This is a genomic window from Pseudomonas sp. 9.2(2024) (assembly GCF_039695385.1).
Classification (GTDB): domain Bacteria; phylum Pseudomonadota; class Gammaproteobacteria; order Pseudomonadales; family Pseudomonadaceae; genus Aquipseudomonas; species Aquipseudomonas paraglycinae.
Window position 1 is genome coordinate 497,780 of record NZ_CP155585.1, and the last position, 15,722, is coordinate 513,501.

Consider the following 15,722-nt stretch of genomic DNA (forward strand, 5'->3'; position numbering starts at 1 on the left):
TGTTACATATTTGCGAAGGGCCTGACTTACAGCGTCGGCGTATTCGGTTAACGTCCCTCCTCCTTTAGGAGAAGGGACGTCTGATGCTTACCGTTACCTGCTGGCTGCGCGCGCTATTGCTGATTGCCGGTTTATGCCTGTCGTCCCTGTCCTGGGCCGACACATTATTGGAAAACTCGTTGTGGCACGTGCAACTCGATCCGGCAACGCTGGCTGTCCGTGTCACGCCTGCAAACGATGCGACGGTGCAGGTCTCGGCGGGCGTTGCCGCACATAAGGTCAGCCACTTGATCAGGCGTGGTGATCGCATCGATTGGCAATGGGATGACGGGGCCTGGACCCTCAGCGCGAGCCTGGATCAACATGAACTGTCCTTCTCGATCACCGCGCGTGAACCCGCGGAACTGGAATTTCTTCGTCAGCCCGCCAGCGTGATGGGCAAGGGACTGATCTGGCCCCTGGCCGAGGGGCACTATGTGCCGCGTGGCGATCCGGTGTGGCAGGCATTCCTTTTGAGTCAGGGCGAATTCAATACCACTCAGGATCTGAGCCTGCCGCTCTGGGGTGTTGAGCATGACGGATTCAGCCTGCATTGGCTGATGACCAATCCCTTCAACAATCGGCTGTTGTTCAGTGCCCAAGGCGAGGCTTTGGCACTTTCCGCCCGGCATCGCTTCACCTCACTCGATCCGTCCGCACCATTGACGTTCACGCTGTTCCTCGGGGCGGACGACCCGTTGGCTGGTGCCAAACGCTACCGGCAATGGCTGATCGATAACGGTCGCTATGAAACTCTGAGCAGCAAATTCGAGAAAACGCCTCAGGCGAAGCGGCTGCTGGGTGCCAGTCATCTGTACCTTTGGGGCAACGATCTGCTGGGGGCCAAAGATGTGCGCAGTTGGCCCTTGCTGCTCGACACCTTGCGTGGCGGTGGCCCACTGGCCCGTGAGCTGAAAACGGGAATGGACCGTGAGGCGTTGCAGACTCTCGTCACCGACAGGGAGTTGAGCGGGTATCAGAAAACCGTGCTTTTACGCGGTCTCAACCGTGCCGTGAATACCCTGGCGCGCAAGACCTGGCAGGCCCGAGCGGTGCCGGACATGCAGGCTCTCGTCAACGGTTACGCTGAAGTCCGCGCGAAAGTGGCGTCCGACCTCGGTGAGGCGCTGATGCCCGAACCCGAACGCTGGGGCAGCACCTTGTCACTGGATACGATCAAGCAATTACAGAACGCCGGGCTGTCCCGTTTGTGGTTGGGACTGGGTGAAGGCTGGGAGGGTGGCCTCTGGCACCCCGAGACGATCAAGGCCGGCGTGGCGGCGGGTTATCTGATCGCGCCGTACGATTCCTATGAGACGGCGCTGAGCCGCAGCGAGAACCCTGATTGGACCACGGCACATCTGGGGGACAAGGCGAATCTCGAGTGCGCAATCGTGAAGGGCGACGGAACGTTGAAAAGCGGTTTCCAGCAATCGGGGCATTACACCGACCCCCGTTGCGTGCGACCGCTGCTTGAGCAGCGCGTCGAAGCGATTCGCGACGCCGCCGGTTTCAACAGCTGGTTTCTCGATGCCTATGCCACCGGCATGCTGTTCGACAGCTACCGTCCCGGAGCAACGATGACCCAGGCACAAAATGCCGAAGGCAACATCGGCGCATCACGCTGGATCAATGAAGTATTGAAACTGCCCACCGGTTCAGAAGATGGCAACGCAACGACCGCGCAAGGCGTGCTGTTCGCCCATGGCATGCAGACACCAGTGATCGGTTGGGGTGACGTCGAAATGAGCAAGAACACCAAGTCCAGGTATTTTGCAGGCAAGTGGTATCCGCCGGAGCAGCCAGAGGTTTTCTTCAAACCCGTGCCGATCAAAGAGTCGTTGCGGCGTATTCACTTTGATCCGGCCAGCCGTTTGCCGCTGTACCAAGCGGTTTTTCATGGCTCGGTGATCACGTCCCACCATTGGCTGTTCGATAGCCTGAAATTGACCAACGTTCGGGCGGACAACGAGCTCGCTCAGCTTCTCTACAACGTTGCGCCGCTGTATCACCTCAGTGTCGATACGCTTGCGCAGCGATTGCCGCAGATTGCCCGTCAGGATGCGTTCTTCCGGCCTTTGCATGAACGTCTGGCAACTCAGGCGCTCACCGGTTTCGAATGGTTGAGTGCGGACCGGCTGGTTCAGCAGACATCCTTTGAAGACGGCACGCGATTGCTGGCCAATTTTGATGTGCAGGCGCGTGAGGTGCAGGGGCTGACATTGCCCGCACGGAGCATCACTGTGCGCTCGCCCGAGCAAGCGCCAGCTTACTTTCAGGTTGAGACGGGGCCCTGAGTCTCAGGTCTTGCGCCAGACACTCGCCAGCCAGGGCTGCTGCTCACGCGGTAGCCCCGCCGGTCGGTAGTAATGTTCCAGCTCGACGAACCTGGCAGCGGTCAACAACCCGCGCCAGGCTTCAAGATCGTGATACGAGCCATAACGCGGCCCGTTCCAGCCTTCACGGTTATCCCCACGCGGATTGGAGCTGAACAGCACGCCGCCCGGTTTCAATGTCCCGTGCAACTGCTTCAAGACCCGAGGCAATTCCTGCAACGGCACATGAAACAGCACCGCATTGGCGAAGATCCCGTCGAAGCGTTCTGCCGGCAGATCCAGCTTCAAAAAGTCCTGGCACCACACTTCACAGCCACTGTCTTCCCGAGCCATCTGCGCGAATTTCTCCGCGCCGTCGAGGCCGACGGCGACGTGTCCCATCCGGGTGAATGTCTGCAAATCCCGCCCCGGCCCACAGCCGAAATCGAGGATGGAAAACGGCGCCTCAGCCTGGATGTGCCGCAACAGGGCGTCGATGTTCTGGCTGACATCGTGATCGCGGGTGCCTTCACGAAAGTCCTCGGCCACCGAGTTGTAGTGGCCGAGGGTGGTAGAGGTGATCTGTTCCAGATCGGTGGGGGTCTGCTTCATGGTCGAACTGCGCCGGCAAAGGATTTTGCCGACTATACGCCATGCCATTCAGCGCTTGTTCAACCCTCGAGCCAGACGATCGCCACCCAGCTGAATCAGCGCTACCAGCGCCACCAGCAGCACGATCACCGTCAGCATGATCTGGCTGTCGAAGCGCTGATAGCCATAGCGATAGGCGATGTCGCCCAGACCGCCGGCGCCAATCGCTCCGGCCATGGCCGAGGAGTTGATCATCGTCACCAGGGTGATGGTGAAACCGCCGACGATCCCCGGCAGCGCCTCGGGCAACAGCACATGCCAGACGATGTGCCAGCGCCGGCAGCCCATGGCCTGCGCGGCTTCGATCAGGCCGTAGTCGACTTCACGCAGGCTCACTTCGGCGATCCGCGCAAAGAACGGCGTGGCCGCGATGGTCAACGGCACGACCGCCGCCCACACGCCGTAGGTGGTGCCGACGATCAAACGGGTGAACGGAATCAGGGCGACCATCAGAATCAGGAACGGGATCGAACGAAACAGGTTCACGAATGCACCCAACGCGCGATTGAGCACCGGTGCTTCGTAGATCCCGCCCTTGTCGCTGGTGACCAGAATCACCGCCATCGGAATCCCGGCGAGCAACGCGATCAGCGACGACACGCCGACCATCAGAAACGTGTCGATAAAACCCTGCAGCAAGCGATCAAACCACATAACCCAGCACCTCCGTGCGTTGTGCCCACTGGCTGGCACGCTGGCGCAATTCCTCGGCGTTCAGCTTTGAGCCCGCTACCGCCAGCAGCAGTTGCCCGAGCGCGTGGCCCTGAATCCGTTCCACGCCACCCTGGAGCAATTTCACCCGCCCACCGAGCGCGGCGAACAGCGCGGCCAGATCCGGCTCATCCTGCTGGCTGCCGGTGAACTGCAAACGCAGCACAACTGACGCATCGGACGACGACGGTTGCGCCTGCAAACGGCTTTGCAGCTCCTCGGGCAAAGCGTGTTGCAACGGTGCGAGCAGGGTCTGGCTGACCTCGTGCTGTGGATTGCCGAACACTTCCCACACCGGGCCTTGCTCGACGATGCGGCCATGTTCGAGCACGACGACGCGGTCGCAGATTTCCCGGATCACCGCCATCTCGTGGGTGATCAGCACGATGGTCAGGCCCAGGCGTTTGTTGATCTCGCGCAGCAGGCCGAGGATCGACTGGGTGGTTTCCGGATCCAGTGCCGAAGTGGCTTCGTCGCAGAGCAGAATGTCCGGGTCATGCACCAGCGCGCGGGCGATGCCGACACGCTGTTTCTGCCCGCCGGACAGCTGCGCCGGATACGCCGTGTGCTTGGCTTGCAGGCCCACCAGTTCCAGCAGTTCACGAACCTTTTTCTCCCGCTGTTCCTTCGGAACGCCGGCGACTTTCAGCGGCAGTTCGACGTTTTGCCACACCGTTTTCGCCGACATCAGGTTGAAGTGCTGGAAGATCATGCCGATCCGCCGCCGCAGGGCGACGAGGCGATCCTCGTCGTATTCGCCGATGTCCACCTGGTCGATCAGCACCCGGCCCGAGGTCGGTTGTTCGAGGCGGTTGATGGTGCGGATCAGCGACGACTTGCCGGCGCCGCTGCGGCCGATGATGCCGAACACTTCACCGCGCTGGATCGCCAAGTCGATGCCTTGCAGGGCAGCGACCGGGCCTTGTTTGCCGTCGTAGGTTTTGCCGAGCCCGACGAAACGCACATGAGCGCGGTTCAGTTCGGGATGCAGTTCGGTGCGCTGTGCCAGCGCGGGTGGCTCTGGAAGATCCAGTCGCCGTTGAATGGCCGCGGTCATCCTCAGCTTTCCCAGCCGGCCTGGTACAGCTTGCCGTGGGCCTTATCCAGTGCGGCGCGAACGGCCGGCGAATGCTGGTAGATGTCGACGAACTTGATCAGGCGCGGGTCGGTTTTGCTCTTCGGCTGGATCACGAACTGAATCACGTATTCCTTGTGGTCGAGGCCGTCGAACAGCAACGCGGAGCCCGCATCGAAGGTCTTCGCCAGACGGATGTAGGCCGGGTAGCCCTGGACCAGATCGGCGTCATCGTAGGCGCGCACCAGTTGCACGGCTTCGACTTGCAGGATCTTGATCTTCTTCGGGTTGGCGACGATATCGTCTTCGGTGGCCTTGTAGCCGACGCCCGGTTTGAGGGTGATCAGACCGGCCTTGGCCAGCAGTTGCAGACCGCGTCCGCTGTTGATCGGGTCGTTGGCAATGGCGACGCTGGCGCCTTCCGGCAGCTCGTCGAAGCTTTTGTATTTCTTCGAGTACAGGCCGACGTTGTTGATGATCCCCGGGGCGAATGGCACCAGGTCGAAACCGGAGGCGGCCTTGGCATTTTCCAGGAACGGGATGTGCTGGAAGTAGTTCACGTCGATGTCACCGGCGGCGAGGCTGACGTTCGGCGCGATCCAGTCGGTGAATTCCACCAGCTCGACTTTCAGGCCTTGTTTGGAGGCCTCTTCGACGGCCGCTTCCAGCGGAATCGCGAAGGCGGCGGTGGTGCCGATTTTCAACGGAGCATCGGCGGCGAACACCGCCGAGCTGAACAGGCCGAAGGCCAGGGCCAGTGCTTTGACTGGGTGGGACAGGAGCTTCTTGGTCATGGTGGTTTTCCAGTCAGTGCGAGGAGGAGTGTCGGTAGTGGGCGCCGGTGTGTTGCTGCGGCAAATGCGCTTCGCCGTGAAACAGTTTTTCCCGCAGGCTGCCGCTGTCGTATGCGGTCTTGTACGAACCGCGTCGTTGCAGCTCCGGAATCACCAGATCGATGAAATCCACATAGCTTTCCGGGGTGACGATGCGGGTCAGGTTGAAACCGTCGAGGCCGGTTTCGGCGATCCACGATTCCAGTTCATCCGCCACTTGTTGCGGCGAGCCGACCACCGTGATGTAGCGCCCGCCGAGTGCGTGCTGGTCGAGCAACTTGCGCCGGGTCCAGTCGTTGTTCTGCAGGTTCTTGGTGGCGGACTGGATCGCGTTGCTTTTGACGTATTGGATCGGCTCGTCGATTTCGTATTGGGAAAAGTCGATGCCAGTGGACGCCGAAAAGTGCGCCACGCCCGCTTCGGCGCTGGCGTAGCTCAGGTATTCGGCGTGCTTGGCCCAGGCCGCTTCTTCGGTCTCGCCGACGATCACGTTCAGGCCCATGAACACCTTGATGTCCTCGGGATTGCGCCCCGCCTCGACGGCGCTGGCGCGGACCTTGTCCACCTGCACCTTGGTCGACGGCTTGTTCTGACCGCTGATGAACACGCACTCGGCATGCCGCCCGGCGAACAGCAGACCGCGATCCGAACTGCCGGCCTGGAACAGCACCGGCGTGCGCTGCGGCGACGGCTCGCACAGGTGATAACCCTCGACCTGATAGAACTCGCCCTTGTGTTCGACCTTGTGCACCTTGTCCGGCTGCGCGTAGATCCGCTGCTGCGGATCGTTGAGCACCGCGCCGTTTTCCCAGCTGCCTTCCCAGAGTTTGTAGAGCACTTCGAGGTACTCGTCGGCCTGGTCGTAACGCCGGTCGTGCTCGACCTGTTCACTGAGGCCCATGGCCTTGGCGGCGCTGTCCAGATAGCCGGTGACGATGTTCCAGCCCACCCGTCCACGGCTCAGGTGATCGAGGGTCGACATGCGTCGGGCGAACAAATATGGGGGCTCGTAGGTGAGGTTGGCGGTCAGGCCGAAACCGAGGTTTTTGGTTACCGCGGACATCGCCGATACCAGCAGCAACGGATCGTTGACCGGCAGCTGGATCGACTCTTTCAGGGTGACGTCCACCGAGTTCTGATAGACGTCGTACACGCCGACGATGTCGGCGATGAAAAGCCCGTCGAACAGCCCGCGCTCCAGCAGTTGCGCCAGTTCGGTCCAGTATTCGATGGTCTTGTATCGGGTCGAGGTGTCGCGGGGATGGGTCCACAGCCCATGGTTGATGTGGCCGATGCAGTTCATGTTGAACGCATTGAGCAGGATCTTTTTCTTGCTCATCAGATGGTCCCTCGCAGCGGAGGGTTTTCATCGTTGAGGTAGTAATTGCCCACCGCGTGATACTTCCAGCGTACCGGGTCGTGCAGGGTGTGCACCCGGGCGTTGCGCCAGTGGCGGTCGAGGCCGTGCTCGATCAGGGTGGCCTGGCTGCCGGCCAGTTCGAACAGGGTGCTGCCGGCGGCCAGGGAGATTTCGGTGCTGATCGCCCGTGCTTCGGCGACGGCAATCGAGGCCGCTGCAACCGTCTCGGCATTGGTCTCGACCTGGGCCGCATCGAGGAATTCGCCGGCGCGTTCGAGCAGGGCTTCGGTGGCGTGCAGGCGAATGCTCAGGTGGCCGAAGCTCTTGAGGGTCAGCGGGTCTTCGGTGGCTTTGTCGTTACCCGAATCGATCCATGGCCGGGTCTTGCTGCGCACGAAGTGCAGTGCATCTTCGTAAGCGGCGCGGGCGATGCCGGTGTCGATGGCGGCGTGAAGGATCTGCGCCAGCGGGCCGACCGGGGTCGGGCGCTCGAAAGCACTCTGGAACGGGATGACATCTTCGGCAGCGACATACGCGTCTTCGAACACCACCGAACCGCTGCCGGTGGTGCGCTGGCCGAAGCCGCTCCAGTCGTCGATCACGGTCAGGCCTTTGCTATCGCGCGGGACAAAGGCCAACTGCTGCACGCCGTTTTCATCGACTACGGACGTTGGAATCCGTTGGGCGTAGATCGCACCGGTCGCATAGAACTTGCGACCGTTGATGCGATAACCGCTGCCGTCGCGTTTCAGGCTGGTGACACGGTCGTGGGCGGTCTTGGTGCCCAGCTCTGCCAAGGCGTTGCCGAAGCGCTGACCGGCGAGGACTTCGGCGTACAGCCGTTGTTTCTGCTCGTGGCTGCCGTTCACCCGAAGCACTTCCAGGGCATAGAAATGGTTCTGTGGAATCTGCCCCAGCGAGCCGTCGGCCCGGGCAATCAGGGCGATGACTTTGGCCAGGGTCACGTTGGATACGCCGGCGCCGCCGTACTCCTTGGGCACGCTGATGCCCCACAGGCCGGAGCGGGAAAACACGTCGAGCTCCGGCAGCGGCAGGCGGCGTTCGCGGTCGCGCAGGTTGCTGTCACGCTGGAAATCTTCGGCCAGGTCGCTGGCGACGATCAGGGCTTGCTCGTCGCTGGTGATGAGCGCGACGGGATGGGAAAGAGTCATGTGTTTCTCCAGAGATCTGGTCAAAAGTGTTCGGGTCGTCAGATCCAGGAATGGCGAGCCGGCAACTTGCCGTTGAGGCGATAGGCGCCGACCGCGTGGTACTTCCAGCGCACCGGGTCGTGCAAGGTGTGCACCCGGGCGTTGCGCCAGTGACGGTCGAGGTTGAATTCGGCGAGGGTCGCGCGGCTGCCGGCCAGTTCGAAGAGTTTTTCGCTGGCCAGCAGCGAGATCTCGGTGGTCAGCACCTTGGCTTCGGCCACGGCAATCGAGGCGCGGGCGGCGGATTCGGCGGTCAGTGGCGCGGCGTGCACCTGATCCAGCACCTGCCCGGCCTTGCGCAGCAGCGCTTCAGCGGCGTGCAGTTCGATTTTCAGTTTGCCGATATCGGCGATCACGTAGAGATCGTCGCTGGCGCGTTCGACGTTGGCGTCGATCCACGGCCGGGCGCGAGTCTTGACGAATTCGATGGCGTCATCGATCGCGCCACGGGCGATGCCGGCGTCGATCGCGGCCTGAATCAGCTGCGACACCGCGCCTTGGGTGTTGGGCTTTTCGTTGATCTTCCAGTTGTCCACCACGAGGCCGGCATCGACCCGCACGTTGTTCAACAGGATCGTGCCGCTGGCGGTGGTGCGCTGGCCGAAACCGGACCAGTCATCGACGATGCGCAATCCCGGCGTGCCGCGACGGACGAAGGCCAGGACTTGCTTGCCGTCATCGTTGAGCGCCTTGACCGCCACCCAGTGGGCGAACAGGGCGCCGGTGGAATAGAACTTCTGGCCGTTGATCACGTAGTCATCGCCGTCAGCGGTGATGCGCGCTTTCAGTTCCAGGGTGTCCTTGGTGCCGCGTTCAGGCCCGGCATTACCGATGCGCCAGCCTTCGAGCACGCTCTGCAACAGTTGTTTTTTCTGCTGTTCGGTGGCGCTGCCGAGGATCAGGTTGATGATGCCGAACTGGTTTTGCGGGATCTGTCCCAGTGCCGGGTCGGCCGCGGAAATGATCGCGAACACTTCGGCCAGGGTCACGAAGGAAACCTGCGGGCCGCCGTACTCGCGCGGAATCGCGATGCTGCCGAGGCCGCTGCGGGTGAACTGTTCGATTTCCGACCACGGCAGCTTGCGCTGACGGTCACGTTTGGCGGCCTGCACGCGGGCGACCTGCGCCAGCTCATGGGCGGCCTTGATGGCTTGAGCGTCGTTGCGCAGCACTTGTGCGGGCAACAACAACGGGGCGATATCCAGGTCACTCTGGACGTTTGCGTCTGCCAGACTGGACATCAGTGCCGCTCCTTGGCTGCACGCAATGCCCTGGCGATCCGCACTGGGGTGATTGTGTTCCGGACCATGTTACCTACCTCACATCTCATGAAAAACGCCGCAAAAGTGCGGCGAACGAAAGAATGTCCGGTGGTCCGGTTCATATACCCTAAGCGCGTATAAAATTTAAATAAACTAACTTTTAGGAATATGTATAGAAGGGGGCGTGGTCCGTCTGGTTAAGTTCGCGGCGGCGAGGGAGGACGCCTCTCGCCGAGCGAGGTGTGTCATTTTTTTCGGTGCTCTGCGGCCTTCAGCGTTTCCTTGAGCGGCACCTTGAGGTAGGGATTCACACAACCGATCTTCAGTGTTCGCGGCGGCGCCCAGCGCGAGTTGTTGCCGACCCGGTCGAGGATGCAGTAGGTCACGTCCAGCCGCAGGTCCTCGCCGGCCTCGGTGATGATCGCCGGCGGCACCCAGACCTGAATCGGCTTGTCGATATCGGCCGTGGTGATGCGCGCCAGATCCATCCGTACATCGCCCCAGCGCAGGGTGATGGCATCGCCTTCAGCCATGTTCAGGTACGGCTCGATGGTCAGTGGTACGCCACGCTTGATCTGGTTCGCGTTGACCCCCTGACGGCGAATGGTCTCGGGCAGGGTCACAGGGGCCAGTTGCTGGTTTTCGTCACCACACACCGCGGGGGGCTGCCCGCCGGGGCAGTCGAGTTTCACCGTGACGCGCGCCGCCGCCGACAGCGATGGCCCGTGACCCACCCGCATGACCCGGTAGTGGATGCGAGACGGACCGCTGGCGATAAAGCTCTCCGGCACACGCAGACTGACGGGGGTGGCGACGTCCTGCGCTGTCAGCACGTGAGAGGCGACATAGCAGTTGTTCCAGAACAGTTCGATCAGATCGCCGATGTCCATGTCCGGGTAGGGCGGCACATCGACCAGCAGATGAGCCGCTGCTGCGAGGTTGATGCCGTGGTTTTGGGATGGCGCCAGGCTCGGCGCGGCCAGTTCGGGGATGTGCGAAGTGCGGGTCATGAAATCCTCTCTCCTTGAAGCCTTGCAGCGAAATCCGTTTCTGAAAGTTCAAAAGGCCAGAATTGCCTGGTAATAAGAACAGGATCTTTCGGCCAGTCGTTATTGGGTCTTGTTGATGTAGCGGGTTGCGATGAGTGACTAGATAAAAGTTCGCCGAATGGCATGTCAACGGACAGGATTATTTAATTGAAGAATTACGGATTTATCAGAAGCTTCCTACGCGGATAAGGCACTCTACCTATTCTCCATAGCGAATCGGGCCACAGCTTTTGCCGGATTTTATTGCTCTGCCGTCGGTCGGTTTGTACAGCTGGAAATTTGGAGGGGACGAACTTTAATCGCGGGGGAGACTGTTGCAGGACATATATATGTAATGCAGTCACTTGATTAAGTTTTTATTTGGGAGGGTGTAAGCGAAACTTCCGTCCATGGAAGTTTGTATTCGGGGAAGTTTGCAGGTCAGCCGTTGTTTCTGAACTTGCTGAGGAACTGTCGAGTGCGTTCTTCTTGCGGATTGGCAAACAACGCTTTCGCTTCACCTTGTTCGACGATCACGCCTTTATCGAAAAACACCACGCGGTTGGCCACGTCACGGGCGAACGCCATTTCGTGGGTGACGATCACCATGGTGCGTTTCTCCTCGGCGAGGCCGCGGATGGTCGCCAGCACTTCACCTACCAGCTCCGGATCGAGGGCCGAGGTTGGCTCGTCGAACAGGATCACTTCCGGCTCCATCGCCAGCGCCCGGGCGATCGCCACGCGCTGTTGCTGGCCACCGGACAGGCGCCGTGGGTAGGCGTCTTCCTTGCCCGCCAGGCCGACCTTGGCCAGCAGCTTCTTGCCCAGGGCAATGGCTGCATCGCGAGGCGTCTTCTTGACCACGATCGGGCCTTCGATGACGTTTTCCAGCGCGGTGCGGTGGGGGAACAGGTTGAAGTTCTGGAACACGAAGCCCACGTGCTGGCGCAGGTTGCGCACCAGGCTCTGCTGCTGGTTCAGCGGGCGACTGGTATCGATCTCGATCTCGCCGACCTTGATCCGGCCGCTGGTGGGTTGCTCGAGGAAGTTCAGGCAACGCAGGAACGTGGTCTTGCCCGAGCCGCTGGGGCCGATGATTGCCACGACCTCGCCTTCCTTCACCTCCAGATCAATGCCGTTGAGCACGACTTGACCCTTGAACTGCTTTGTCAGTTTTTCCACGACAATCATGGGGTCAGGACTCCTGGTCGTGCCGATTGACCCGCTCTTCCAACTTGTTCTGGAAGTGCGACAGCACCGTGGCCAGAATCCAGTAGATCAGCGCGGCGGCAAGATACATGGTGAAGACTTCGAAAGTCCGGGCGGTAATCAGCTGTGCCTGACGGAACAGCTCCGGCACCTGAATGGTGGCGGCCAGTGCGGTGTCCTTGACCAGCGAAATGAAGCTGTTGCCCAGCGGCGGCAAGGCCGTGCGCATGGCCTGCGGCAGGATGGCCCGGCGCAGGGTCTGCGCGCGGGTCATGCCGATGCTCGCAGCGGCTTCCCACTGGCCGCGTTCGATCGAACCGATCGCGGACCGCAGGATTTCACAGGCGTAGGCGGCCATGTTCAGCGAGAAGCCGATCAGCGCCGCCGGCAGCGGGTCGAGTTCCAGACCCATTTGCGGCAAGCCGTAATAGATCACGAACAGCTGGACCAGCAACGGCGTGCCGCGAAAGAACGACACGTAGATGCGGGCCAGCCAGCTGACCGACTTGAAGCGCGACAGGCGCATCAACGCCAGGCCAAAGCCCAGCAGCAGGCCGAAGAACATGCCGCCCAGGCTGAGGATTACCGTGTAGTACGCGCCCTTCAACAGGAAGGGCGCGGAGTCCAGAGCGAGTTGGAAAGCTTCTTCCATTATTGGGTGACGTCAGCGTTGAAGTATTTCTTGGACAGCTTCTCAAGGGTGCCGTCGGCACGCAGTTCGTCGAGGGCCTTGTTCACGGCGGCCAGCAGTTCAGGCTCGCCTTTGCGCAGGGCGATACCGGCTTCCTGACGCGAGAAGGCTTCACCGGCGGCGACGGTTTTCGGCGCTTTCTTGGCGTATTCCAGTGCAGCCAGACGGTCGATCAGGATCGCGTCGGTACGGCCGTTGTTCAGGTCGGCGAACTTGGTCGGATCATCGTCGTAGGTGCGCACGTCGGCCCCCGGCACGTTGGCGCGGACCCATTGTTCGTAGTTGGTGCCCAGGCCTACGCCGACTTTCTTGCCGGACAGGTCAGCGGCGGACTTGATGTTCAGCGCAGCTTCCTTGTCCTTCAGCACCAGCGCCTGAATCCCGGAGATGGTGTAGGGCTCGGAGAAGTCATACTTCTTCTTGCGCTCGTCGGAGATGGTCACTTGGTTGACCACAACGTCCAGACGCTTGGATTCCAGGGCCGCGAGGATGCCGTCCCATTTGGTCGGCTGAATCTTGGCCTTCACGCCCAGCTTCTTGGCCAGGGCTTCGGACAGCTCGACTTCGAAACCCGACAGCTTGCCGTCGGCATCGACGAAGCTGAACGGTGGGTAAGTGCCTTCCAGGCCGACGTTGATAACGCCTTTGTCCTTGATCTGTTGCAGTTGCTCACCGGCAACGGCGTTGCTGATCAGACCGGCGCTCAGTGCCAGGCCCAGCGAACCTACCAGCAGATTTCGACGTAGTGCGGAAAGAATCATGACAAGCCCCTGTGTTTTCTTATGGAAGACGCTTAAGGAAAGTTGGCGAATCCGGGAATTGGACGACAGCGCTATCCTGCCTTAAAGCAGCTTATGCGTCTCTCGCGAAATTCGCCTGCGGCGAGACTATATGACGGTTCTTTTAGAATGGAAAATAATGAATTTTCCGTTTGTTATTCATGTGTGGAATATGTGTTTTTCGTATTCCGGGATGCATTCCCACGCAGAGCGTGGGAACGAGCGCGTCAGAGAAAATCCTTGTACGCAAACAGCGCCGGGGCGCCGCCGGTGTGCAGGAAGATGATCGGACCGTCGTCGAAACGCCCGCGACCGATGCCGTCGAGCAACCCGGCCATGGCCTTGCCGGTGTAGACCGGATCGAGCAGCACGGCGTCCTGACTCGCCAGCAGTTTCACCGCCGCCAGGGTTCCGGCATTCGGCTCGCCGTAGCGCGGGCCGAAGTATTCGTCCCACAACTCGACCTTGAAGCTGTCCGGCAGCGCCACGCCCAGCAGGTCGGCAGTGCGTTCGGCAAGGCCCTGGACTTTCGGGCGCTGATCTTCTTCGCTGCGCGACACCGTCACGCCGATCACCGGCAGTTGTGGCAGGGCTTCACTCAACGCCAGCGCCAGACCGCTGTGAGTGCCGGCACTGCCCGAGGCCAGGACCACGGCGGAAAATTGCAGGCCGGTGTCCTTGATCTGTTCCGCCAGTTCCAGGCCGGCACGCACATAACCCAGCGCGCCGAGGGCGTTTGAGCCGCCGATCGGCACCAGATACGGCTTCTTGCCGTTGCTGCGCAGGCGCACGGCGAGGGCGGCCAGTTGTTCGTCGGCGTTGTCGAGGTTGTCGACCAGCTCGACCTTGGTGTCGAACAGGTCCAGCAGCAGGCGATTGCCGTTGCCGGTGTAGTTGCTGTCATCGGTGCCCAGCGGGTTTTCCAGCAGGGCCACGCAGCCCAGACCCAGTTTCGCGGCCAGCGCTGCGGTCTGGCGAACGTGGTTCGATTGCAGTGCGCCGGCGGTGATCAAGGTGTCCGCGCCTTGGGCGAGGGCATCGGCGGCGAGGTATTCGAGCTTGCGCAGCTTGTTGCCGCCCATGGCCAGCGGCGTCAGGTCATCACGCTTGATGTAGACATCGCGGCCGAGCCAGGTGGACAGGCGCTCGAGTTTTTCCAGTGGGGTCGGTTGGCCGAGCAGGTCGAGGCGGTTAAAGCGGTCCAGCTGTTGTTTGATCGGTTGTGTGGACATGGTTCCGTACTGATGCAAGGAGATGTCAGGACTATAGGCACGCCGATTTACCGGGGCAACCGCCAATCGCTTATAGCCAAATGTGCTTAAGCCAGCACTATCGGTTCTTAATTCGCCCCGGTGGGCTTGCCGTAAAGTAGTCGCCGTTGACGCGGCCAGACAGTCCGGCCGCCCGTGAGGAGTCTTTACCGTGAGCGAGCGTTCCAGCCATTGGCAATTGCAGACCATCGTCAGCCAGCTGCGTACTGCGCGGGATCAGTGGCGGGCACAAAATGGCCGTGCTTCCGGAGAGCAGGGCGGACGCGAATTGCCGTCCCGCGATGCGATGGCGCAGATCCTTGAAGCCCTGTGCGGCGCACTGTTTCCGATGCGGCTGGGGCCGGTGGATCTGCGTGAAGAGAGCGAGGATTTTTACGTCGGTCATACCCTCGATGTCGCGCTGAATGCGTTGTTGGCCCAGGCACGACTCGAACTGCGTTACGTCGCCCGTCACAGTGCTCAGGCCGACACTGAAGTCGAGGCGCAGGCGATCAGGATCATCCAGGATTTCGCCCTCGCGCTGCCGGGCCTGCGCAGCCTGCTCGACACCGATGTGCTGGCGGCCTACCACGGCGATCCGGCGGCGCGCAGCGTCGATGAAGTGCTGCTGTGCTATCCGGGGATTCTGGCGGTGATTCACCATCGTCTGGCTCACCATTTGTATCGCGCGGGCCTGCCGTTGCTGGCGCGGATCAGTTCGGAAATCGCCCACTCGGCGACCGGCATCGATATTCACCCGGGCGCGCAGATCGGCCGCAGTTTCTTCATCGACCACGGGACGGGTGTGGTGATCGGCGAGACCGCGATCATCGGCGAGCGCGTCAGGATTTATCAGGCGGTAACCCTCGGCGCCAAACGCTTCCCGGCGGACGAGGACGGCCAGTTGCAGAAAGGCCATCCACGCCATCCGATCGTCGAGGACGACGTGGTGATTTACGCCGGGGCGACGATCCTCGGACGGATCACCATTGGCAAAGGCTCGACCATCGGCGGCAATGTGTGGCTGACCCGCAGCGTGCCGGCCGGGTGCAACCTGACCCAGGCCAATCTGCAGCATGATGACGGGACGCAGAAGTAATTTTTCTGTCTGATCGTTCCCGCGCAACGCGGGAACGATCGTCCTCGCCACAGCGTCATACCCCCTCTTGAGCTAGCGTACGAAAGGTACCGCTGAGCCCTGCGATTAGTCCTGAGCGTACTATCCATGTTTAACTTGAACGTTCATTCAAGTTAAACCGGCGGTTCGCTGCCCGCTCACAACAGGAGGCTTGCCTTTGCTGAGTCCGA

14 protein-coding genes are annotated in these 15,722 nt (G+C 61.2%); 2 read left to right on the forward strand and 12 right to left on the reverse strand.

The window, feature by feature from the left end; genetic code table 11:
• Positions 1 to 83: 83 nt before the first annotated feature.
• Complete coding sequence (locus ABFB52_RS02200) at positions 84 to 2,336, forward strand: glycoside hydrolase (RefSeq protein ID WP_129973808.1); 2,253 nt, start codon at positions 84 to 86, stop codon at positions 2,334 to 2,336.
• A gap of 3 nt (positions 2,337 to 2,339) precedes the next feature.
• On the opposite strand, the gene ABFB52_RS02205 is transcribed toward ABFB52_RS02200, so the two are convergent.
• The 12 genes from ABFB52_RS02205 to ABFB52_RS02260 form a co-directional block, all read right to left on the reverse strand.
• A complete protein-coding gene (locus ABFB52_RS02205; protein ID WP_129973807.1) occupies positions 2,340 to 2,966 on the reverse strand; it encodes a methyltransferase domain-containing protein in 627 nt (208 codons plus the stop codon).
• Positions 2,967 to 3,014: 48 nt separating this feature from the next.
• Positions 3,015 to 3,659, reverse strand: a complete 645-nt coding sequence (locus ABFB52_RS02210; protein ID WP_007952752.1) for a methionine ABC transporter permease — start codon at positions 3,657 to 3,659, stop codon at positions 3,015 to 3,017.
• A complete protein-coding gene (locus ABFB52_RS02215; RefSeq protein ID WP_129973806.1) occupies positions 3,649 to 4,773 on the reverse strand; it encodes an ATP-binding cassette domain-containing protein in 1,125 nt (374 codons plus the stop codon). Before ABFB52_RS02215 ends, ABFB52_RS02210 begins: the two co-directional genes overlap by 11 nt.
• 2 nt (positions 4,774 to 4,775) lie before the next feature.
• A complete protein-coding gene (locus tag ABFB52_RS02220; protein WP_007952748.1) occupies positions 4,776 to 5,585 on the reverse strand; it encodes a MetQ/NlpA family ABC transporter substrate-binding protein in 810 nt (269 codons plus the stop codon).
• A 13-nt stretch (positions 5,586 to 5,598) separates the two neighbouring features.
• On the reverse strand, positions 5,599 to 6,963 hold the full coding sequence (locus ABFB52_RS02225) for an LLM class flavin-dependent oxidoreductase (protein ID WP_129973805.1): 1,365 nt from the start codon (positions 6,961 to 6,963) through the stop codon (positions 5,599 to 5,601).
• Positions 6,963 to 8,156 (reverse strand): SfnB family sulfur acquisition oxidoreductase, encoded by a 1,194-nt coding sequence (locus ABFB52_RS02230; RefSeq protein WP_129973804.1) that lies wholly within the window; start codon positions 8,154 to 8,156, stop codon positions 6,963 to 6,965. Before ABFB52_RS02230 ends, ABFB52_RS02225 begins: the two co-directional genes overlap by 1 nt.
• A 38-nt stretch (positions 8,157 to 8,194) precedes the next feature.
• On the reverse strand, positions 8,195 to 9,436 hold the full coding sequence (locus ABFB52_RS02235) for an SfnB family sulfur acquisition oxidoreductase (RefSeq protein WP_085746329.1): 1,242 nt from the start codon (positions 9,434 to 9,436) through the stop codon (positions 8,195 to 8,197).
• Positions 9,437 to 9,702: 266 nt separating this feature from the next.
• Positions 9,703 to 10,467: a hypothetical protein gene (locus tag ABFB52_RS02240; protein ID WP_129973802.1), complete on the reverse strand. Its 765-nt coding sequence runs from the start codon at positions 10,465 to 10,467 to the stop codon at positions 9,703 to 9,705.
• A gap of 459 nt (positions 10,468 to 10,926) precedes the next feature.
• Complete coding sequence (gene tcyN / locus ABFB52_RS02245; RefSeq protein WP_085746330.1) at positions 10,927 to 11,676, reverse strand: L-cystine ABC transporter ATP-binding protein TcyN; 750 nt, start codon at positions 11,674 to 11,676, stop codon at positions 10,927 to 10,929.
• Positions 11,677 to 11,680: 4 nt separating this feature from the next.
• Positions 11,681 to 12,346 carry a cystine ABC transporter permease gene (gene tcyL, locus ABFB52_RS02250; RefSeq protein ID WP_085746331.1) on the reverse strand — a complete coding sequence of 222 codons (666 nt, stop codon included), beginning with the start codon at positions 12,344 to 12,346 and terminating at the stop codon, positions 11,681 to 11,683.
• Positions 12,346 to 13,146, reverse strand: coding sequence for a cystine ABC transporter substrate-binding protein (gene tcyJ / locus ABFB52_RS02255; RefSeq protein ID WP_085746332.1), 801 nt, complete (start codon positions 13,144 to 13,146; stop codon positions 12,346 to 12,348). Before tcyJ ends, tcyL begins: the two co-directional genes overlap by 1 nt.
• 245 nt (positions 13,147 to 13,391) lie before the next feature.
• Positions 13,392 to 14,396: a D-cysteine desulfhydrase gene (locus ABFB52_RS02260; RefSeq protein WP_007952732.1), complete on the reverse strand. Its 1,005-nt coding sequence runs from the start codon at positions 14,394 to 14,396 to the stop codon at positions 13,392 to 13,394.
• Positions 14,397 to 14,586: 190 nt separating this feature from the next.
• On the opposite strand from ABFB52_RS02260, the gene epsC reads away from it, so the two are divergent.
• Positions 14,587 to 15,513, forward strand: coding sequence for a serine O-acetyltransferase EpsC (gene epsC / locus ABFB52_RS02265; protein ID WP_007952730.1), 927 nt, complete (start codon positions 14,587 to 14,589; stop codon positions 15,511 to 15,513).
• The last annotated feature ends 209 nt before the right edge of the window (positions 15,514 to 15,722 follow it).